Raw genomic sequence first — 16,840 nt, 5'->3', positions numbered from 1 at the left:
ATTGAATTTGCGTGATTATGTAGGCCTGATAAGGCGTTCACGCCGCATCCGGCATGAACAAAGCGCACTTTGTCAGCAATCTGACCCTCTTCTTTTTGAAGAGGGTTTTGATCACTCAGCTACTTTTTTCTTCGCTGCACGCTTCGCTTTGGTCGCTGCAGCTATTTTCTGCGTTTTAGCCGATGGCTTTTTCGCTTTTCTCGCGTCTTTTTTCGCCGCTTTCGGCTTCGCTTTTTTCTCACCACGGAAAGCACTGTCTGGCTCAAAGTTTACCTTTTTGCCCACCTGACGACGCTTACCGGCTTTTTTACCTGCATCACCTTTTTTCGCTTTCTCGCGCGCCGTTTTACCGACGTTGCGTGGCGCGCGTTCGCTGGAGATCAGGCTAAAGTCGATCTTGCGCTCGTCCATATTAACCGCTTCGACGCGAACTTCCACGCGGTCGCCCAGGCGATAAGTCTGGCCGCTGGATTCCCCCATCAGACGTTGACCAACCTGATCAAAGCGATAGTAGTCGTTATCCAGCGAAGAAACGTGGACCAGGCCATCAATAAACAGATCATCCAGGCGAACAAAGAAACCGAATCCAGTGACGCTGGAAATTACGCCTTTAAAGACGTTGCCCACCTGGTCGAGCATAAAGTCACACTTCAGCCAGTCTGCCACATCACGCGTTGCTTCATCGGCACGACGTTCCGCCATCGAACAGTGCTGACCCAGTTGCAGCATCTCTTCCATTGAATAATGGTAGCCACCGGTTTCAGTCGTGTTCCCCTGATGCCCCTGCTCTTTCGCCAACAGATACTTAATGGCACGATGCAGCGTCAGGTCAGGATAACGACGAATCGGTGAGGTAAAGTGGGCATAAGACTGCAATGCCAGACCAAAGTGACCGCGGTTTTCCGGATCGTAAATCGCCTGTTTCATTGAGCGCAGCAGCATGGTTTGTAGCATTTCTGCGTCAGGACGGTCGGCAACCGACTCCAGCAGTTCTGCGTAGTCGCGCGGTTCTGGCTTGTTACCACCCGGCAATTCCAGCCCCAGTTCCGCCAGCACTGAACGGAAAGAGGTAATCGCTTCGGTGCTCGGCTTGTCGTGAATACGGAACAATGCCGGTTCTTTCGCTTTCTCAACGAAACGTGCCGCCGAGATATTCGCCAGAATCATACACTCTTCAATTAATTTGTGCGCGTCGTTACGCTGAGTCTGTTCGATACGTTCAATACGACGTTCAGCGTTGAAAATAAACTTCGCTTCTTCACTCTCAAACGAGATCCCACCGCGCTCTTCGCGGGCTTTATCCAGCACTTTATAGAGGTTATGCAGCTCTTCGAGATGCTTAACCAGCGGCGCGTATTGTTCACGCAGTTCCTGATCGCCCTGCAGAATATGCCAAACTTTGGTGTAAGTCAGACGCGCATGAGAGCTCATCACCGCTTCGTAGAATTTATAGCCGGTCAGGCGACCTTTCGACGAAATGGTCATCTCGCACACCATACACAGGCGGTCTACCTGCGGATTGAGCGAGCACAGGCCGTTAGAGAGTACTTCCGGCAGCATCGGGATAACCTGCGACGGGAAGTAGACCGACGTACCGCGGTTACGTGCTTCTCTGTCCAGCGGTGTTGGTGGACGCACATAGTAACTGACGTCGGCAATTGCGACCCATAAACGCCAGCCACCGCCGCGTTTCTTCTCGCAGTAAACCGCATCGTCAAAGTCACGGGCGTCTTCGCCATCAATGGTGACCAACGGTAAATCACGCAGATCGACACGGCCTGCTTTTGCCTCTTCCGGCACTTCTTCTTTCAGCCCGGCAACCTGTTGCTCAACAGCCTGCGGCCAGATGTACGGAATTTCATGGGTGCGCAGGGCGATATCAACCGCCATGCCGGTGCCCATATTGTCGCCAAGTACTTCGACGATTTTACCCACCGCTTTGGTACGACGTGTCGGGCGTTGAGTCAGTTCGACAACAACGACAAAGCCCATGCGTGCGCCCATGATCTGATCAGGTGGGATTAAGATATCGAAGCTCAAACGGCTGTCGTCAGGAACCACAAAGCCGACGCCCGCTTCGGTAAAGTAACGACCCACAATCTGGCTCGTTTTTGGCACCAGTACGCGGACAATACGCGCTTCACGGCGGCCTTTACGGTCAGCACCAAGCGGTTGCGCCAGAACCTGATCGCCATGAATGCAGGTTTTCATCTGCTCGCTGGAAAGATACAAATCATCTTTACGCCCTTCAACCCGCAGAAAGCCGTAGCCATCACGGTGGCCAATAACAGTACCTTTCACCAGATCGAGACGTTCCGGCAGCGCATAGCACTGACGGCGAGTGAAGACCAGTTGACCGTCGCGCTCCATCGCGCGCAGGCGACGACGCAGGCCTTCAAGCTGCTCTTCGCCTTCAATGTGCAGCTCTACCGCCAGCTCATCACGGCTGGCCGGTTTTTCACGTTTGGTTAAATGTTCGAGGATAAATTCCCGACTAGGGATGGGATTCGCGTATTTTTCAGCTTCGCGTTCCTGGAAAGGATCTTGTGACATCTCGGTTCCTCCGTTGTCATCTCTGATGAAGATTTTCGTCACTCCACCAGCAATAATTTATAAAGCGGTTGATTCTCTTCAACCAAATCGGCAAGCGTGTAGTTATCCAGTTCCGTAAGAAAACTTTGCACGGCCTTTGAAAGTGCCTGTTTCAACCGACAGGCAGGTGTAATGTGGCAAAACTCACTGCTGCAATTCACCAACGATAAGGGTTCCAGCTCGCGCACCACATCACCAATACGTATAGCACTCGCCGGTTTACCCAGGCGAATGCCGCCATTTTTTCCACGAACAGCAGTCACGTAGCCGGCACGACTAAGTTGATTGATTATTTTGACCATATGATTACGGGAAACGCCGTAGACGTCAGTCACTTCAGAAATGCTGGTCATCCGCCCTTCTGGCAATGATGCCATGTAGATCAGCGCGCGTAATCCGTAATCAGTGAAACTCGTTAACTGCACATCAACCTCAAAAAAGGGAAAGCGGGAAAAAATACATTTACATTGATGATAAACCAGCCACAAGCTGTGTCGCTAATTTATTTCAGTTTGGGGAAGGAAAAAAGCGAGGATTTAACACTGTGTCGGATAGCGTAATGGCTTACCCGACACAGTAATGTATCACACTGCTAGCCCGGCAGGCAAAAGATCTGCCGGGCGTACCAGAATTACGCGTCGAACGGGTCGCGCAGAATCATGGTTTCAGTACGATCCGGACCAGTAGAGATGATATCGATCGGCACACCGGTCAGCTCTTCAATACGCTTGATGTAGTTCAGCGCTGCCTGCGGCAGACCGCTACGATCTTTCACGCCAAAGGTGGATTCAGACCAACCCGGCATGGTTTCGTAAATCGGCTCAACGCCTTTCCAGTCGTCTGCTGCCAGCGGAGTGGTGGTCACTTCGCGACCATCCGGCATACGGTAGGCCACGCAGAGTTTCACCTCTTTCAGGCCGTCCAGAACGTCCAGTTTGGTCAGGCAGAAGCCAGACAGAGAGTTCAACTGTACCGCACGACGAACAGCAACGGTGTCCAACCAGCCGGTACGACGGCGACGACCCGTTGTCGCGCCAAATTCGTTACCCTGCTTGCAGAGGAACTCGCCGGTTTCATCAAACAGTTCAGTCGGGAACGGACCTGCGCCAACGCGAGTGGAGTAAGCTTTGAGGATACCCAGAACGTAATCAACATAACGCGGCCCCAGGCCGGAACCGGTCGCCACGCCACCCGCAGTGGTGTTGGAAGAAGTTACGTACGGATAAGTACCGTGGTCGATATCCAGCAGCGTACCCTGCGCACCTTCGAACATGACGAAATCGCCACGTTGACGCGCCTGGTCGAGCAGGTCAGAAACGTCAACCACCATAGAAGTCAGGATGTCAGCAACCGCCATCACATCATCCAGAACTTTCTGGTAATCAACCGCTTCAACTTTGTAGTAGTTAACCAACTGGAAGTTGTGATATTCCATCACTTCTTTCAGTTTTTCAGCGAAGGTTTCTTTGTCGAAAAGGTCGCCAACACGCAAACCGCGACGTGCTACTTTATCTTCGTAGGCCGGCCCGATACCACGACCCGTGGTGCCGATCGCTTTCGCACCACGCGCTTTCTCACGTGCGTTATCCAGCGCCACGTGATAATCAAGGATCAGCGGACATGCTTCAGACAACAGCAGACGCTCACGAACGGGGATGCCACGGTCTTCCAGTTCTTTCATCTCTTTCATCAGCGCAGCCGGAGACAGCACAACACCGTTACCGATGATGCTGGTTACATTCTCGCGAAGAATACCTGATGGAATAAGATGGAGAACGGTTTTTTCACCGTTGATTACGAGAGTATGGCCTGCGTTGTGACCGCCCTGGTAGCGTACAACATATTTAGCCCGTTCAGTCAGAAGATCGACGATCTTACCTTTACCTTCGTCACCCCATTGGGTGCCCAGTACGACGACGTTGTTACCCATTTTTCAAAATCACCGTTTGCTTAAAAATGGATTCTACCATCGCTTTTTCAGAGTTACAGCACTTTTTGCATCCAAAAATGACCTTAGTCAGTCTATTTTTTGCTCAGCCAATCGTTTTCCTCAACATGTAGTAGACCACAACGCCCGCAACCACAAGTCCACCGCCAAAACGGCGTAAAATATTATCGGGCAAATTGGTCATCGCGGAGATCATCTTCTTCCACGCCTGTGGGTAAAGCATCGGCCCTAAACCTTCCAGCACCAAAACCAGAGCAAGCGCCAGCCAGATTGTCGAATTCATTCATTGTCCTTATAGAAAAAGAAAACCACCGGCATCCCTGAGGATGCGGTGGCTTTATTTACCTGTACCGCGGTCGTTATCTTAACGCGTCGCAGAGCTCGGCGTCTTCATGTAGCGGAAGAAATCGCTGTCCGGGCTCATGACCATCACGTCCTGATTACCGGAGAAGCTATTCTCGTAGGCACGCAGGCTACGGATGAACGCGTAGAAGTCTGGGTCCTTGCTGAATGCATCAGCAAACAGTTTAGCCGCTTCGGCATCACCTTCACCGCGCATGATACGGCCCTGACGCTCTGCTTCTGCCAGCGTTCTGGTCACTTCATAGTCGGCAGTCGCGCGCAGTTTTTCCGCTTCTTCCTGACCTTGTGAACGGTGACGACGCGCTACCGCTTCACGCTCGGCGCGCATACGGTTGTAAATCGCTTCAGACACTTCGGTCGGCAGGTTGATCTGCTTGATACGCACATCGACAACTTCAATACCCAGCGCAGCCATACTGTTCGGGTTGATGACCGGAACCTTGCCCTTAGTCTCTGCCGTTACACGTTCAGCGGCTTCTGCGATAGCGTTATCTGCCGCAGGCGTAGACACTTCATCTTCCGTCCCCGCAGAACCAGAGTTCAGCGCGTCACGCACTTCGAGGGTCAGACGACCACGAGAATCAGTGACGATGTCTTTCACATCCAGACGACCAATTTCAGAACGCAGACGGTCAGAGAACTTACGTTTCAGCAGCACTTCTGCTTGCGAAATATCGCCGCCGCCCGTTGCCAGGTAGTAACGGCTGAAATCGCTGATGCGCCATTTGATGTAAGAGTCGACGATCAGGTCTTTCTTCTCTTTGGTCACAAAGCGGTCTGCCTGGTTGTCCATGGTCTGAATACGCGCGTCGAGCATTTTCACCGTTTCAATGAACGGTATCTTGAAATGCAGACCCGGTTCATAAACCAGAGGTTTGTTGTCATCGTCACGCAGTACCTTACCAAAACGCAGCGTAATACCGCGCTCACCTTCTTTGACGACAAAGACAGACATGTAAAGCACTACCAGCACGATGATGATAATCGCGATAACTGACTTACGCATCGTTATTCCCCCTGACGCTGGTAGTCGTTACGCTGCGCGTTGGCGCGGCGTTGGTCCATAATATCGCCCTGACTGGTGGACGACGTGTTGCTTGCTCCACTGGTTGTGGAGGAAGAGGCTGGCGGCAGACGCAGCAGGTTGCTGGCACCGTTGTCGCTCTTCGCCGCAGGCGCGTTGCCGCCTTTCAGCATCTGGTCTAACGGCAGAACCATCAGGTTGCCACCTTTATCGTTAACCAGCACTTTGCGGGTGTTACCCAACACTTTTTCCATCGTCTCGATATACAGACGCTCGCGAGTAATTTCCGGCGCGGCTTTATATTCCGGCAGAAGTTTAGCAAAGCGCGCCACTTCACCCTGGGCTTCCAGGATAGTCTGAGCCTTGTACGCACGCGCCTCTTCGAGGATACGTTGCGCCTGACCGTTCGCACGCGGCTGAACTTCGTTGGTATACGCCTCTGCTTCACGAATGTATTGCTGTTCGTTTTCACGCGCAGCAATCGCATCGTCAAACGCGGCTTTTACTTCTTCCGGCGGACGAGCGGCCTGGAAGTTGACGTCCAGCAGCGTGATACCCATGTCATACGGACGAATCGTCTCTTCCAGTTCGCGCTGGGTATCGCTACGAATCACAGTACGACCTTCCGTCAGAATGCGGTCCATGGTGTATTTACCGATAACTCCACGCAGGGCGCTGTCGGTAGCCTGACGCAGACTGTCATCCGGGCTGGTCACGCTATACAGGTATTTTTCCGGATTGGTTACGCGGTACTGCACGTTCATCTCAACGCGCACCACGTTTTCGTCCGACGTCAGCATCACACCGGAAGCAGCCAGTTCACGCACGGCTTCTACGTTCACCGGTTTGACTTCGTCGATAAACGTCGGTTTCCAGTTCAGACCCGGCTCAACCAGATGGCTGAATTTACCAAAGCGTGTTACCACGCCACGTTCAGCTTCTTTAATGGTGTAGAAACCACTGGCCGCCCAGATAATGACAATCGCTGCCGCTGCGATGGTAACGACACGACCGCCAAGCTGCGGGCGCGGACCTTGCGATGAACTACCACCGCCAGATCCAGTGCCTTTGCCGCCGCCCAGTCCACCGAGCTTTTTGCTCAGTTTGCGGAAGATATCATCTAAATCAGGTGGCCCTTGATCGCGACCGCCTTTGTTTCCATTTCCCTCAGAGTTGCCGCCAGGTTTGCTGCTTCCCCACGGGTCGCGGTCTTGTCCGTTATTACCGGGCTGATTCCACGCCATGTTTGTGCTCCATATTTGTTATGCGGTGATCCCTGTTGTCTTTCGACGCCAGAGGATATGACTCCACGCTTCAGACGCTTTGCCGGTTAGATCAGGTAATCGATCAACGCCGGTTCTTGTTTACAGAGGCGACGCCAGTCAATGATCGGCATACGAACTTGCAGACTTACGCTGCCGTCCTCCTCCATCCACTCTTTTTCTATTGCCTGAAGCTGATAAAAACGGCTTCTCAGACGCCCTTCCTGCGGCGGCAAACGCAATGTATGCTGCGCCACCTCACCGGAAAGCCGCTCCGTCAAAGCCTGAAAAAGCTGTGGTATCCCCGCTCCGGTCTGCGCGGAAAGCCAGACACGAATCGGTTTGTTCTCTTCATCTCGATCAATACGCGGTTCGAAATCGTCCAGCATATCGATCTTGTTCATCACCAGCAGGGTTGGGATCTCGTGAGCATCGATCTCTTCAAGAACCGTATTCACCGCTTCGATGTTCTCCTGTACGCGCACATCTGCCGCATCAATGACGTGCAGCAGCAATGTGGCTTGCCGCGTCTCTTGCAACGTGGCTTTAAACGCCGCCACCAGATCGTGCGGCAAGTGGCGAATGAACCCTACGGTATCCGCCAGTACGGTTTCACCGACATCCGCGACGTCAATACGCCGCAACGTAGGGTCGAGGGTGGCAAACAACTGGTCTGCCGCATAAACCCGTGCTTCGGTGATGCGATTGAAAAGGGTAGATTTACCGGCGTTGGTATATCCCACCAGCGAAACTGTAGGAACGTCGGCTTTGATGCGCGATTGCCGCCCCTGCTCACGCTGCTTTTCAACTTTTTCCAGGCGCGACTGTATCTGCACAATGCGATTACGCAACAAACGACGGTCGGTTTCGAGCTGGGTTTCGCCCGGCCCACGCAAACCGATCCCGCCTTTCTGTCTTTCAAGGTGGGTCCAACCACGCACCAGGCGCGTGGCCAGATGGCGCAACTGCGCCAGCTCAACCTGCAACTTACCCTCATGAGTACGTGCACGTTGGGCGAAAATATCTAAAATAAGACCAGTGCGGTCGATAACACGACATTCGCACAAACGCTCCAGGTTACGCTCCTGCGCCGGACTCAGTGCATGGTCAAAAAGAACGACCGAAGCACCCGTCGCTTTTACGGCTTCCGCAATTTCAACGGCTTTACCTTCACCAACAAAATACTTTGGGTGCGGCGCTTTACGGCTACCGGTAATCACCTGCAATGCTTCGACACCGGCGGAAGAGACCAGAGATTCAAACTCCTGGAGGTCTTCCATATCTTTGTCTTGCGTAAAATAGATGTGTACCAGCACCGCCTGCTCACCAGCATCATAACGGTCAAACAAGCGTATAACCCTCTAAATAGATCAGCGGGGAACGCAGGATCGCTGGCTCCCCGTGTAAAAAAACAGCCCAAAACCTTATTCGGTTTCTTCGCTGTCCTGTTGCGCGGAAGTATTCTGCGCGCTGCTACCATGATGGTAGTTACTGCTGGTACTGCCACCGGCGTTGTTACTGTGATGAGAAACCGGGCGAGACGGGACAACAGTAGAAATCGCGTGCTTATAAACCATCTGGCTGACCGTGTTTTTCAACAGGATCACGAACTGATCAAAAGACTCGATTTGTCCTTGCAGCTTAATACCATTCACCAAATAAATAGAAACTGGAACACGTTCCCGACGCAGTGCGTTCAGGAACGGATCTTGTAAAGATTGCCCCTTAGCCATTCTCTCTTTTCCTTATATGCTTATTTGTACTTTGAACCTTTCGATTCTGAAAAAATTGCGCACGATACGTCTCAATTGTACACATTCAGCCTGCGATAGCACCAACAACCTGTAATACTTCGTCACGCGCCTGTTCTGGTTTTTCACTGTCAAGCCAGTGAACCCCTTCCCAACCACGCAGCCAGGTTATTTGCCGCTTCGCCAACTGTCTCGTGGCGCAAACACCTCGATAAACCATTTCATCGTATGAGATTTCGCCTTCAAGGTAAGACCACATCTGGCGATAACCCACGCAACGAATGGAAGGCAAATCCGTATGCAAATCTCCTCGGGCAAAAAGCGCCCGGACTTCTGCTTCAAAACCTGAAGCCAACATCTGATGAAAACGCTGCTCAATTCGTTGATGGAGCAGTTCACGGCTCGCCGGGGCGATGGCGAACTGATGCACCTGATACGGTAGAGCGTCTCCTGACGTTTGCGTCAGTTCCGTTAAAGTTTTACCCGAAATGAAAAAAACTTCCAGTGCCCGGGAAAGCCTTTGTGGATCATTTGGATGAATCCTTGCTGCCGCAACCGGATCGATCTCCTGAAGTTGACGGTGCAATGACTCCCAACCTTGCTCTGCCGCCTGTTGCTCAATTCTGGCCCGTACTTCCGGGTCCGCCGACGGTAGCGGCGACAACCCTTCCAGTAACGCCTTGAAATACAACATCGTACCGCCTACCAACAGCGGGATCCGCCCCGCCGCGGTGATATCGGCCATTTCCGCCAGCGCATCGCGGCGAAAATCAGCAGCCGAATAAGCCTGCGACGGATCGCGAATATCCAGCAATCGGTGCGGCGCGGCGAGTAACTCTTCAGCGTCCGGCTTCGCCGTCCCGATATCCATCCCTTTGTAAATAAGGGCAGAATCAACGCTTATCAACTCTACTGGTAAAATTTTACGCAGCTCAATAGCCAGCGCCGTTTTACCGGAGGCCGTTGGCCCCATCAAAAAAATTGCCTTAGGCAGGCTCGCCTTACTGATATCACTCATCTTTCAGGGCTTTTATCGCCGGATGTAAATCAACAGATTGTAACAGACCACCCGGCGGCGTTTTCACAAGCTGAGGACATAACCGTTCTACGTCCGCCAGTAGGGTAATGGCTTGTGCCATTGACCACTGTGCATGTTCGCTCGTCAGATTTCGTGCAATCCACTGCGCAATATTGCCATGTTCGAATACGGACTGCTTTGCCAGGTAGCCTATCAGTTCAGGAATCAAGATTTGTAAATTTTGTTGGCGTAAGGGTAAAGGCACGGCCCTGATGGTCACATGCTGCGCATCGGACTGATATTCAATGCCTAACTCTGCCAGTGCAGACTGCGCTTTTTCTAATGCCGATTTTTCTTCGCCAGAGACTTTTAGCCGCAACGGAATAAGCAACGGCTGGGCGCAAACTGGCGATTCACCCGGCGTCAGTTGCACCTGACGCAACCAGCGTTCCGCTACCGGCAGGGCTAAAAGTGAAATTTTGCCGTCGCGTTCCAGCAGCGCACAGTCAGAATGGACGATAGTCAGCACCCGACCAAAGCTTTGACCATTCGCTGCCAGCGTAAGTTCCTGCGGTTCTGACGCTTTTGGTTTGTGCATTGGCGCAGGCGTTTGCAAAAGCTGGCGATACACTTCGCCTTGCTGTTTCTGGTAGCCTGGCTGTGCGTTCGGCCACGGAGCGGCCTGGCGGCTGCCTGTTGCTGGAGCAGGAGAGTAGCGCTGGGCTGCTGGCTCACGAACTGCCGGTTCAGCGAAATGATTACGCCCTGCTGCCACGCGGTTTTCTGGTACAGGACGCGGTGCTGGCTGAGCGTTACCCTCCAACGGCAAAGGCGTTTCCAGTTGCTGTTGCAGCACGCTTAACACCCCCTGATAGATAAAATCATGCACCAGGCGCGACTGATGAAAACGCACTTCGTGTTTGGCAGGGTGCACGTTAACATCCACCTGATGCGGGTCGATCTCAAGATACAACACAAACGCCGGTTGTTGGTCGGCCCCCAGTTTATCTTCGCAGGCCTGGCGAATCGCGTGATTGATCAGGCGATCGCGCATCATGCGCCCATTCACGTAGCAATACTGAATTTCTGCCAGCGCGGGCGTGGTATGAGTCGGATCTACGACCCAGCCGTGCAGCGTGAGGTCACCGTGCTGCCATTCAATCGCCAGCGCATGTTCGAGAAAAGCGGTGCCACAAATCGCCCCTAAACGGCGCTCTTTTTGCCCGCCTTCCGGCACCGCGCGGTACTGGCGCATGATTTTGCCGTTATGTGACAGGTTGATGGTCACATCGAAACGCGCCAGTGCAATACGCCGGATAATCTCATCAATATGGTTAAATTCCGTTTTCTCGGTGCGCATGAATTTGCGCCGCGCCGGGGTGTTGTAGAACAGATCCAACACTTCCAGCGTCGTTCCCACCGGATGGGCAGCAGGTTTAACCGTCACATCCATCTCACGCCCTTCGGCATAAGCCTGCCAGGCTTCCTGCTGTTCCGCGGTGCGCGAAGTGAGTGTCAGGCGGGAAACCGAACTGATACTCGCCAATGCCTCACCGCGAAAGCCCAGGCTGATAATGGCTTCGAGATCGTCCAGAGAGGCGATTTTACTGGTGGCATGACGCGCCAGCGCCAGCGCCAGTTCATCTTTTTTGATACCGCAGCCGTTATCACGAATGCGGATAAGTTTCGCCCCGCCACGTTCGATATCAATATCAATGCGCGTCGCCCCCGCATCGAGGCTGTTTTCCACCAGTTCTTTGACTACCGACGCAGGTCGCTCGACCACCTCACCTGCGGCAATCTGGTTCGCCAGTTGTGGCGGTAAGACCTGAATTGGCATCAATAATCCTTAGTTTGGCAGCGTGCGATCTGACGTCGTGGCAGTACTGGCTGTCTGCGCAGTTGCGCCCTGCGGCGCAGACTGCATCGGATGCGCAAGGAAATAATTGCGCAGGCCGTTGTAAATGGCTTCTGCCAACTGCTGTTGATAATCGTCGCTCGCCAGCAAACGCTCTTCGCTGTTATTGCTGATAAAACCGGTTTCGACCAGTACTGACGGGATATCCGGCGAACGCAGAACGCCAAGGCTGGCGTGTTCTGGTCGACGTTTATGAATTTCGCCAATGCGTTGTAACTGGCTGATCATACTGGTCGCCACATCATACCCTACCCGCTGGGAATGACCGAACTGTAAATCCAGCACAGCCTGGCTTAAGTACGGATCCGACTGGCTGTTTGCCAGCACATCACCAGCACCGCCCAGCAACTCTGACTGTTTCTCGTGCTGTTCCAGCCAGCTTGCCATTTCACTGTTTGCGCGACGGTTCGAGAGCACCCATACAGAGGCGCCGGTGGCACTGCGGTTCGGTGCGGCATCGGCGTGAATCGACACGAGGAAATTGGCGTTTTGCTTACGTGCGACGTCACTACGCCCCATCACCGAAATAAAGTAATCCCCGTCACGGGTTAAAACCCCCTTAAACATCGGATCGGCATTGAGCAAAGTACGCAATTTACGCGCGATGGCGATGGTGACATTTTTCTCCCGCGTACCGCCAGGGCCGATAGCGCCTGGGTCCTGACCGCCGTGCCCGGCATCAATGGCGATGACAATTTTATCGCCAGTGTTAGCCGTCGCGCGCGCTGCCGGACGCGTTACCGTATTGCTGCTGATGACACCTGTTGTGCGGTTGCTTTCAGTTTTAAACGGATTGCGCGCAGGTTCACTTACGCGCGGTGCGACAACCGTAGGTGTTTCAACGCGTTTAGCAACCACAGGCGGCGGAGGGGGCGGTGGCGGTGCATCGGCGTTAATCGTAAAGACGACTGTGTAATTGCTACCATTCTGCCGCTTCACCGCTTCGGTTTTACCGTTTTCGGTAAGATCGACCACCAACCGCAGCGTTTGCGCATCTTTTGGCGTGCCAGAGCGAATAGCTTTTACCAAATTATTGCCACTGAACAACAACGGTAGTCCCTGAATTACACCGGTTTGTTTAATATCCAGCGCCACAGTGCGTTTGCTTTGATGGCTAAAGGCATAATCAGGATCGCCAATAAAACTCAACGTTATCCGCGCCTGCTCACTGCCATTAGAAACCTGAATATCAGAGAGCGTAGCGGCACCAGCCTGTGCGCACAACAGCACCAATGCCGCCACCAACCAATTTTTGATGCGATACATCATCCCGCCACCTTTTAAAGGTTAACCGGCTAAACGCGCCAGCAACAATTCACCCGCAGAGGAAACAGCACTCACGCGCGCCTCACGGCCTTGTGCCTGATAATCAATGTGTATTTCGACATCCGGGTCAGGAAGAACACCTGTACCTTGTTGTGGCCATTCCACCAGGCAGATGGCATCGTGGGCAAAATAATCGCGGATCCCCATAAACTCCAGCTCCTCGGGATCGGCAAGGCGGTACAAATCAAAGTGATAAACCATTAATTTGTCGAGCGTATAGGGTTCGACCAGCGTATAGGTGGGGCTTTTGACATTACCCTGATGGCCCAGAGCTTGTAAAAAACCCCGGCTGAAGGTGGTTTTACCTGCACCTAAATCGCCATACAGATAGATTACGGTAGCGCCATCGCAGGCTTTAGCTACCCGTTCGCCCAGGTCTAATGTTGCCTGCTCGTCAGGGAGCGGAATTACTCGATTCATCATGGTTTTTATCAGTCACTTCCGGGTTAACAATACGCTGTAGCGTGGAAAAGAGATCGGTTGCCAGCATCCCGCGCGTACCAAAACGCGCTGCCAGCACATCGGCCGCCGCACCGTGCGCAACACAACCGGCACAGGCAGCATCATACGGCGCCAGTTTCTGCCCTAACAATGCGCCAATAATACCAGAGAGCACATCGCCCATGCCGCCACTGGCCATACCTGCATTTCCGGCGTCAACAATACCTAACGCATCAGGATGTGCAGCGACCACGGTTCCGGCACCTTTCAGCACCGCTACACCACCATAACGTTGTACCAGACGTTGTGCGTAATGTAAGCGGTCACTTTCAATTTCAGCCACGGAACAGCCCAACAACCGTGCAGCCTCGCCAGGATGCGGCGTGATCACGCGATTGTGACGCTTATCGGGATTGATTGCCAGCAGGTTCAATGCATCAGCATCCCACAACATCGGTTTGCGAAAATTCTCGACTTTTTGTAGGGCTTTTTTCCCCCACTCTTGCTGACCCAGACCAGGGCCAATCACCACCACATCGGCCCATTCCAGGCTATCAGCTAAGGATTCCGCAGTCAGTTCGTATACCATCAATTCCGGGCGCGCGGTCAGCAACGGCGCAATGTTTTCACTGCGCGTCAGCACTCTGACCAAACCAGCGCCAGCACGCAGCGCCGCTTCGCCCGCCATACGGATCGCGCCCGCCGTGCCGTGATCGCCACCGATAATCACCAGTCGCCCGTGATCGCCTTTATGTGATGTCGGGCGACGCGGTTTCAGCCAGTGAGAAAGTTGCGATGCGGAAAAGCGCTGAATTTTCGCCTCCTGAGTTGCCAGCCACCTATCCAGCCCCAGCGAGTCAAAATGCAGATCCCCGGTTACATCCCGCGCTTTCCCGGTTAGCAAGCCTGGTTTCAGGGCAATAAAGGTCACGGTGTGAGAGGCGTTGATCACCGCACCTGGCGTGGCTCCGGTTTGTGCTAACAGGCCGGAAGGAATATCAACTGCCACAATCGGCGCAGGATGAGTATTGGCATGATCGATTAATTTACTGATGGGTTCACGGGGCGCTTGCTGCAATCCGGTGCCGAGCAGCGCATCAACTATCAGATCCACCGACTCAGGCCAGACAATATTCGAAGCATGAATCTCGCCTCCCGCGTTTAACCATGCATCGCGCGCTTGTGCGGCCTCTTCTGGCAACGGTTTGTCGCTCTCCTGGGCCAGCAGCGTGACCTCAATGCCGATGGCTTTTGCCCGCCGCGCGACCACATACCCATCGCCACCGTTATTGCCATGACCGCACAGCACCAGCCAATGACGGGCGTCAGGATAAGCGGTACGACACACCTGAAACGCGGCTTCCCCCGCACGAAGCATCAGTTCATAGAGCGTTAGCCCCAGCGCATCCGCCGCCTCGCGTTCTCCACGGCGGATATCGTCGGCGTGCCAGACGGTGTGTGGTATACTTACGGGGTTTTTCTTCATTGTATGGTCCGTCATGTCAGAGCCCCTCGATCTCAATCAGTTAGCGCAAAAAATTAAACAGTGGGGGCTGGAACTGGGCTTTCAGCAAGTAGGTATTACCGATACCGATCTCAGCGAGTCCGAGCCAAAACTGCAAGCATGGCTGGACAAACAATACCATGGCGAAATGGACTGGATGGCGCGTCACGGTATGCTGCGCGCCCGCCCCCACGAGTTATTGCCCGGTACACTGCGCGTGATCAGCGTGCGGATGAATTATCTTCCTGCCAACGCCGCATTTGCCAGCACGCTGAAAAATCCCAAACTCGGCTATGTTAGCCGTTATGCGCTGGGCCGTGACTATCACAAACTTCTGCGCAACCGACTCAAAAAGCTGGGCGAGATGATTCAGCAACATTGTGTTTCGCTGAATTTTAGACCGTTTGTCGACTCTGCGCCTATTCTTGAGCGTCCGTTAGCTGAAAAAGCAGGTCTTGGCTGGACAGGTAAGCACTCACTTATTCTTAATCGCGAAGCTGGTTCGTTCTTCTTTTTAGGCGAACTGCTGGTTGATATTCCGCTACCTGTGGATCAACCGGTTGAGGAAGGATGTGGTAAATGCGTTGCCTGCATGACGATTTGCCCGACCGGAGCCATCGTGGAACCATATACCGTCGATGCTCGCCGCTGTATCTCTTATCTCACCATTGAACTGGAAGGAGCAATCCCGGAAGAACTACGGCCATTAATGGGAAACCGTATTTACGGTTGCGATGATTGTCAGCTTATCTGCCCGTGGAATCGCTATTCACAACTGACAACTGAAGATGATTTCAGCCCGCGTAAACCGTTACATGCGCCGGAACTCATTGAGCTTTTTGCCTGGAGCGAAGAGAAGTTTTTAAAAGTCACGGAAGGATCAGCGATTAGGCGGATTGGTCACTTACGCTGGCTGCGAAATATCGCCGTAGCACTAGGAAATGCGCCCTGGGATGAAGCGATTCTGGCGGCACTGAACAGTCGGAAAGGTGAACACCCACTTCTCAATGAACACATAGAGTGGGCGATTGCGCAGCAAATCGAGCGACGAAATGCCTGCGTGGTCGAGGTGCAACTACCGAAAAAACAGCGTCTGGTTCGCGTGATAGAAAAAGGCCTACCACGTGACGCCTGATTCATCCACAGCTTGTGAATAAAATTAAAAACACATTGCAATTCAAGCCAGAAAAAATCGTCAAGTGATCAATGCGACAAATCAAAACCTTATTTTTCAACTTAAATATCAACACGTTAAAAAATTACTATTCACCGTGCGAAGTTTTCCTGAAATTAAGATTACAGCCCGACACTGTGGATAACTCTGTTTACAAGAGTTTGTCAGAGATAACAAAAACCAGCAATAACGCATCGCGTCGCTGTGGATATTTTATTGAGAGGAGAATTTGGAGCGGGAAACGAGACTCGAACTCGCGACCCCGACCTTGGCAAGGTCGTGCTCTACCAACTGAGCTATTCCCGCTTGGGTGGTCTGTGCTTTATAGCACTTTCAAATTTTGGAGCGGGAAACGAGACTCGAACTCGCGACCCCGACCTTGGCAAGGTCGTGCTCTACCAACTGAGCTATTCCCGCTTGGGTGGTCTGTGCTTTATAGCACTTTCAAATTTTGGAGCGGGAAACGAGACTCGAACTCGCGACCCCGACCTTGGCAAGGTCGTGCTCTACCAACTGAGC

General features: G+C 53.0%; 14 protein-coding genes and 2 tRNA genes. 1 reads left to right on the top strand and 15 read right to left on the bottom strand.

The features are described 5' to 3' along the window. Positions 1-111 precede the first annotated feature (111 nt). The 13 genes from rnr to nnr all read right to left on the bottom strand — a co-directional run bounded on the left by rnr (position 112) and on the right by nnr (position 15,144). Entirely contained in the window at positions 112-2,553 is a 2,442-nt protein-coding gene (gene rnr, locus BEA93_RS09945) for a ribonuclease R (RefSeq protein ID WP_001517624.1), read from the bottom strand. A gap of 38 nt (positions 2,554-2,591) precedes the next feature. Next, positions 2,592-3,017, bottom strand: coding sequence for a nitric oxide-sensing transcriptional repressor NsrR (gene nsrR / locus BEA93_RS09940; protein WP_001177639.1), 426 nt, complete (start codon positions 3,015-3,017; stop codon positions 2,592-2,594). A gap of 206 nt (positions 3,018-3,223) precedes the next feature. Next, positions 3,224-4,522 carry an adenylosuccinate synthase gene (purA, locus tag BEA93_RS09935; protein ID WP_000527967.1) on the bottom strand — a complete coding sequence of 433 codons (1,299 nt, stop codon included), beginning with the start codon at positions 4,520-4,522 and terminating at the stop codon, positions 3,224-3,226. Between the two features lie 103 nt (positions 4,523-4,625). Beyond that, the gene (locus BEA93_RS09930) at positions 4,626-4,823 is read right to left on the bottom strand and encodes a DUF2065 domain-containing protein (RefSeq protein ID WP_001089300.1); all 198 of its coding nucleotides are present in this window, start codon (positions 4,821-4,823) and stop codon (positions 4,626-4,628) included. An 81-nt stretch (positions 4,824-4,904) separates the two neighbouring features. Continuing rightward, the gene (hflC, locus tag BEA93_RS09925; protein WP_001232407.1) at positions 4,905-5,909 is read right to left on the bottom strand and encodes a protease modulator HflC; all 1,005 of its coding nucleotides are present in this window, start codon (positions 5,907-5,909) and stop codon (positions 4,905-4,907) included. Positions 5,910-5,911: 2 nt separating this feature from the next. Continuing rightward, a complete protein-coding gene (gene hflK / locus BEA93_RS09920; protein WP_000312488.1) occupies positions 5,912-7,171 on the bottom strand; it encodes an FtsH protease activity modulator HflK in 1,260 nt (419 codons plus the stop codon). Positions 7,172-7,257: 86 nt separating this feature from the next. Further along, positions 7,258-8,538 carry a ribosome rescue GTPase HflX gene (gene hflX, locus BEA93_RS09915; protein WP_000460354.1) on the bottom strand — a complete coding sequence of 427 codons (1,281 nt, stop codon included), beginning with the start codon at positions 8,536-8,538 and terminating at the stop codon, positions 7,258-7,260. Between the two features lie 75 nt (positions 8,539-8,613). Next, positions 8,614-8,922, bottom strand: a complete 309-nt coding sequence (gene hfq / locus BEA93_RS09910; RefSeq protein ID WP_001051887.1) for an RNA chaperone Hfq — start codon at positions 8,920-8,922, stop codon at positions 8,614-8,616. Between the two features lie 85 nt (positions 8,923-9,007). After that, entirely contained in the window at positions 9,008-9,958 is a 951-nt protein-coding gene (gene miaA / locus BEA93_RS09905; protein ID WP_105224552.1) for a tRNA (adenosine(37)-N6)-dimethylallyltransferase MiaA, read from the bottom strand. Then, positions 9,951-11,798 (bottom strand): DNA mismatch repair endonuclease MutL, encoded by a 1,848-nt coding sequence (gene mutL, locus BEA93_RS09900; protein WP_105224553.1) that lies wholly within the window; start codon positions 11,796-11,798, stop codon positions 9,951-9,953. The genes miaA and mutL overlap by 8 nt, the downstream gene beginning before the upstream one ends. Positions 11,799-11,807: 9 nt before the next feature. Next, positions 11,808-13,145 carry an N-acetylmuramoyl-L-alanine amidase AmiB gene (gene amiB, locus BEA93_RS09895; RefSeq protein ID WP_016262802.1) on the bottom strand — a complete coding sequence of 446 codons (1,338 nt, stop codon included), beginning with the start codon at positions 13,143-13,145 and terminating at the stop codon, positions 11,808-11,810. Positions 13,146-13,163: 18 nt separating this feature from the next. Beyond that, positions 13,164-13,625, bottom strand: a complete 462-nt coding sequence (gene tsaE / locus BEA93_RS09890; RefSeq protein WP_000981973.1) for a tRNA (adenosine(37)-N6)-threonylcarbamoyltransferase complex ATPase subunit type 1 TsaE — start codon at positions 13,623-13,625, stop codon at positions 13,164-13,166. Continuing rightward, positions 13,597-15,144, bottom strand: coding sequence for a bifunctional ADP-dependent NAD(P)H-hydrate dehydratase/NAD(P)H-hydrate epimerase (gene nnr / locus BEA93_RS09885; protein WP_105224554.1), 1,548 nt, complete (start codon positions 15,142-15,144; stop codon positions 13,597-13,599). Before nnr ends, tsaE begins: the two co-directional genes overlap by 29 nt. Between nnr and queG the strand changes: the two genes are divergently transcribed. Next, complete coding sequence (queG, locus tag BEA93_RS09880) at positions 15,143-16,282, top strand: tRNA epoxyqueuosine(34) reductase QueG (protein ID WP_105224555.1); 1,140 nt, start codon at positions 15,143-15,145, stop codon at positions 16,280-16,282. The two genes, nnr and queG, sit on opposite strands and share 2 nt — an antisense overlap. A 269-nt stretch (positions 16,283-16,551) precedes the next feature. Here the strand turns inward: queG and BEA93_RS09875 are convergent. Both BEA93_RS09875 and BEA93_RS09870 read right to left on the bottom strand, forming a co-directional pair. Then, positions 16,552-16,627, bottom strand: a tRNA-Gly gene (locus tag BEA93_RS09875). Between the two features lie 35 nt (positions 16,628-16,662). After that, a tRNA-Gly gene (locus tag BEA93_RS09870) sits at positions 16,663-16,738 on the bottom strand. Positions 16,739-16,840 lie beyond the last annotated feature (102 nt).

This window comes from Escherichia sp. MOD1-EC5950, assembly GCF_002965345.1.
Lineage (GTDB): Bacteria > Pseudomonadota > Gammaproteobacteria > Enterobacterales > Enterobacteriaceae > Escherichia > Escherichia marmotae.
The sequence above is the reverse complement of the archived record's forward strand: the minus strand, read 5'-3'. Positions and strand labels throughout refer to the sequence as shown.

Bases quoted from the DNA above. Each gene is read 5' to 3' on its own strand.
- amiB (WP_016262802.1), bottom strand. From the start codon at position 13,145: ATGATGTATCGCATCAAAAATTGGTTGGTGGCGGCATTGGTGCTGTTG.
- rnr (WP_001517624.1), bottom strand. From the start codon at position 2,553: ATGTCACAAGATCCTTTCCAGGAACGCGAAGCTGAAAAATACGCGAAT.
- hflC (WP_001232407.1), bottom strand. From the start codon at position 5,909: ATGCGTAAGTCAGTTATCGCGATTATCATCATCGTGCTGGTAGTGCTT.
- miaA (WP_105224552.1), bottom strand. From the start codon at position 9,958: ATGAGTGATATCAGTAAGGCGAGCCTGCCTAAGGCAATTTTTTTGATG.
- queG (WP_105224555.1), top strand. From the start codon at position 15,143: ATGTCAGAGCCCCTCGATCTCAATCAGTTAGCGCAAAAAATTAAACAG.
- hflK (WP_000312488.1), bottom strand. From the start codon at position 7,171: ATGGCGTGGAATCAGCCCGGTAATAACGGACAAGACCGCGACCCGTGG.
- BEA93_RS09930 (WP_001089300.1), bottom strand. From the start codon at position 4,823: ATGAATTCGACAATCTGGCTGGCGCTTGCTCTGGTTTTGGTGCTGGAA.
- tsaE (WP_000981973.1), bottom strand. From the start codon at position 13,625: ATGATGAATCGAGTAATTCCGCTCCCTGACGAGCAGGCAACATTAGAC.
- mutL (WP_105224553.1), bottom strand. From the start codon at position 11,798: ATGCCAATTCAGGTCTTACCGCCACAACTGGCGAACCAGATTGCCGCA.
- purA (WP_000527967.1), bottom strand. From the start codon at position 4,522: ATGGGTAACAACGTCGTCGTACTGGGCACCCAATGGGGTGACGAAGGT.
- hfq (WP_001051887.1), bottom strand. From the start codon at position 8,922: ATGGCTAAGGGGCAATCTTTACAAGATCCGTTCCTGAACGCACTGCGT.
- nnr (WP_105224554.1), bottom strand. From the start codon at position 15,144: ATGACGGACCATACAATGAAGAAAAACCCCGTAAGTATACCACACACC.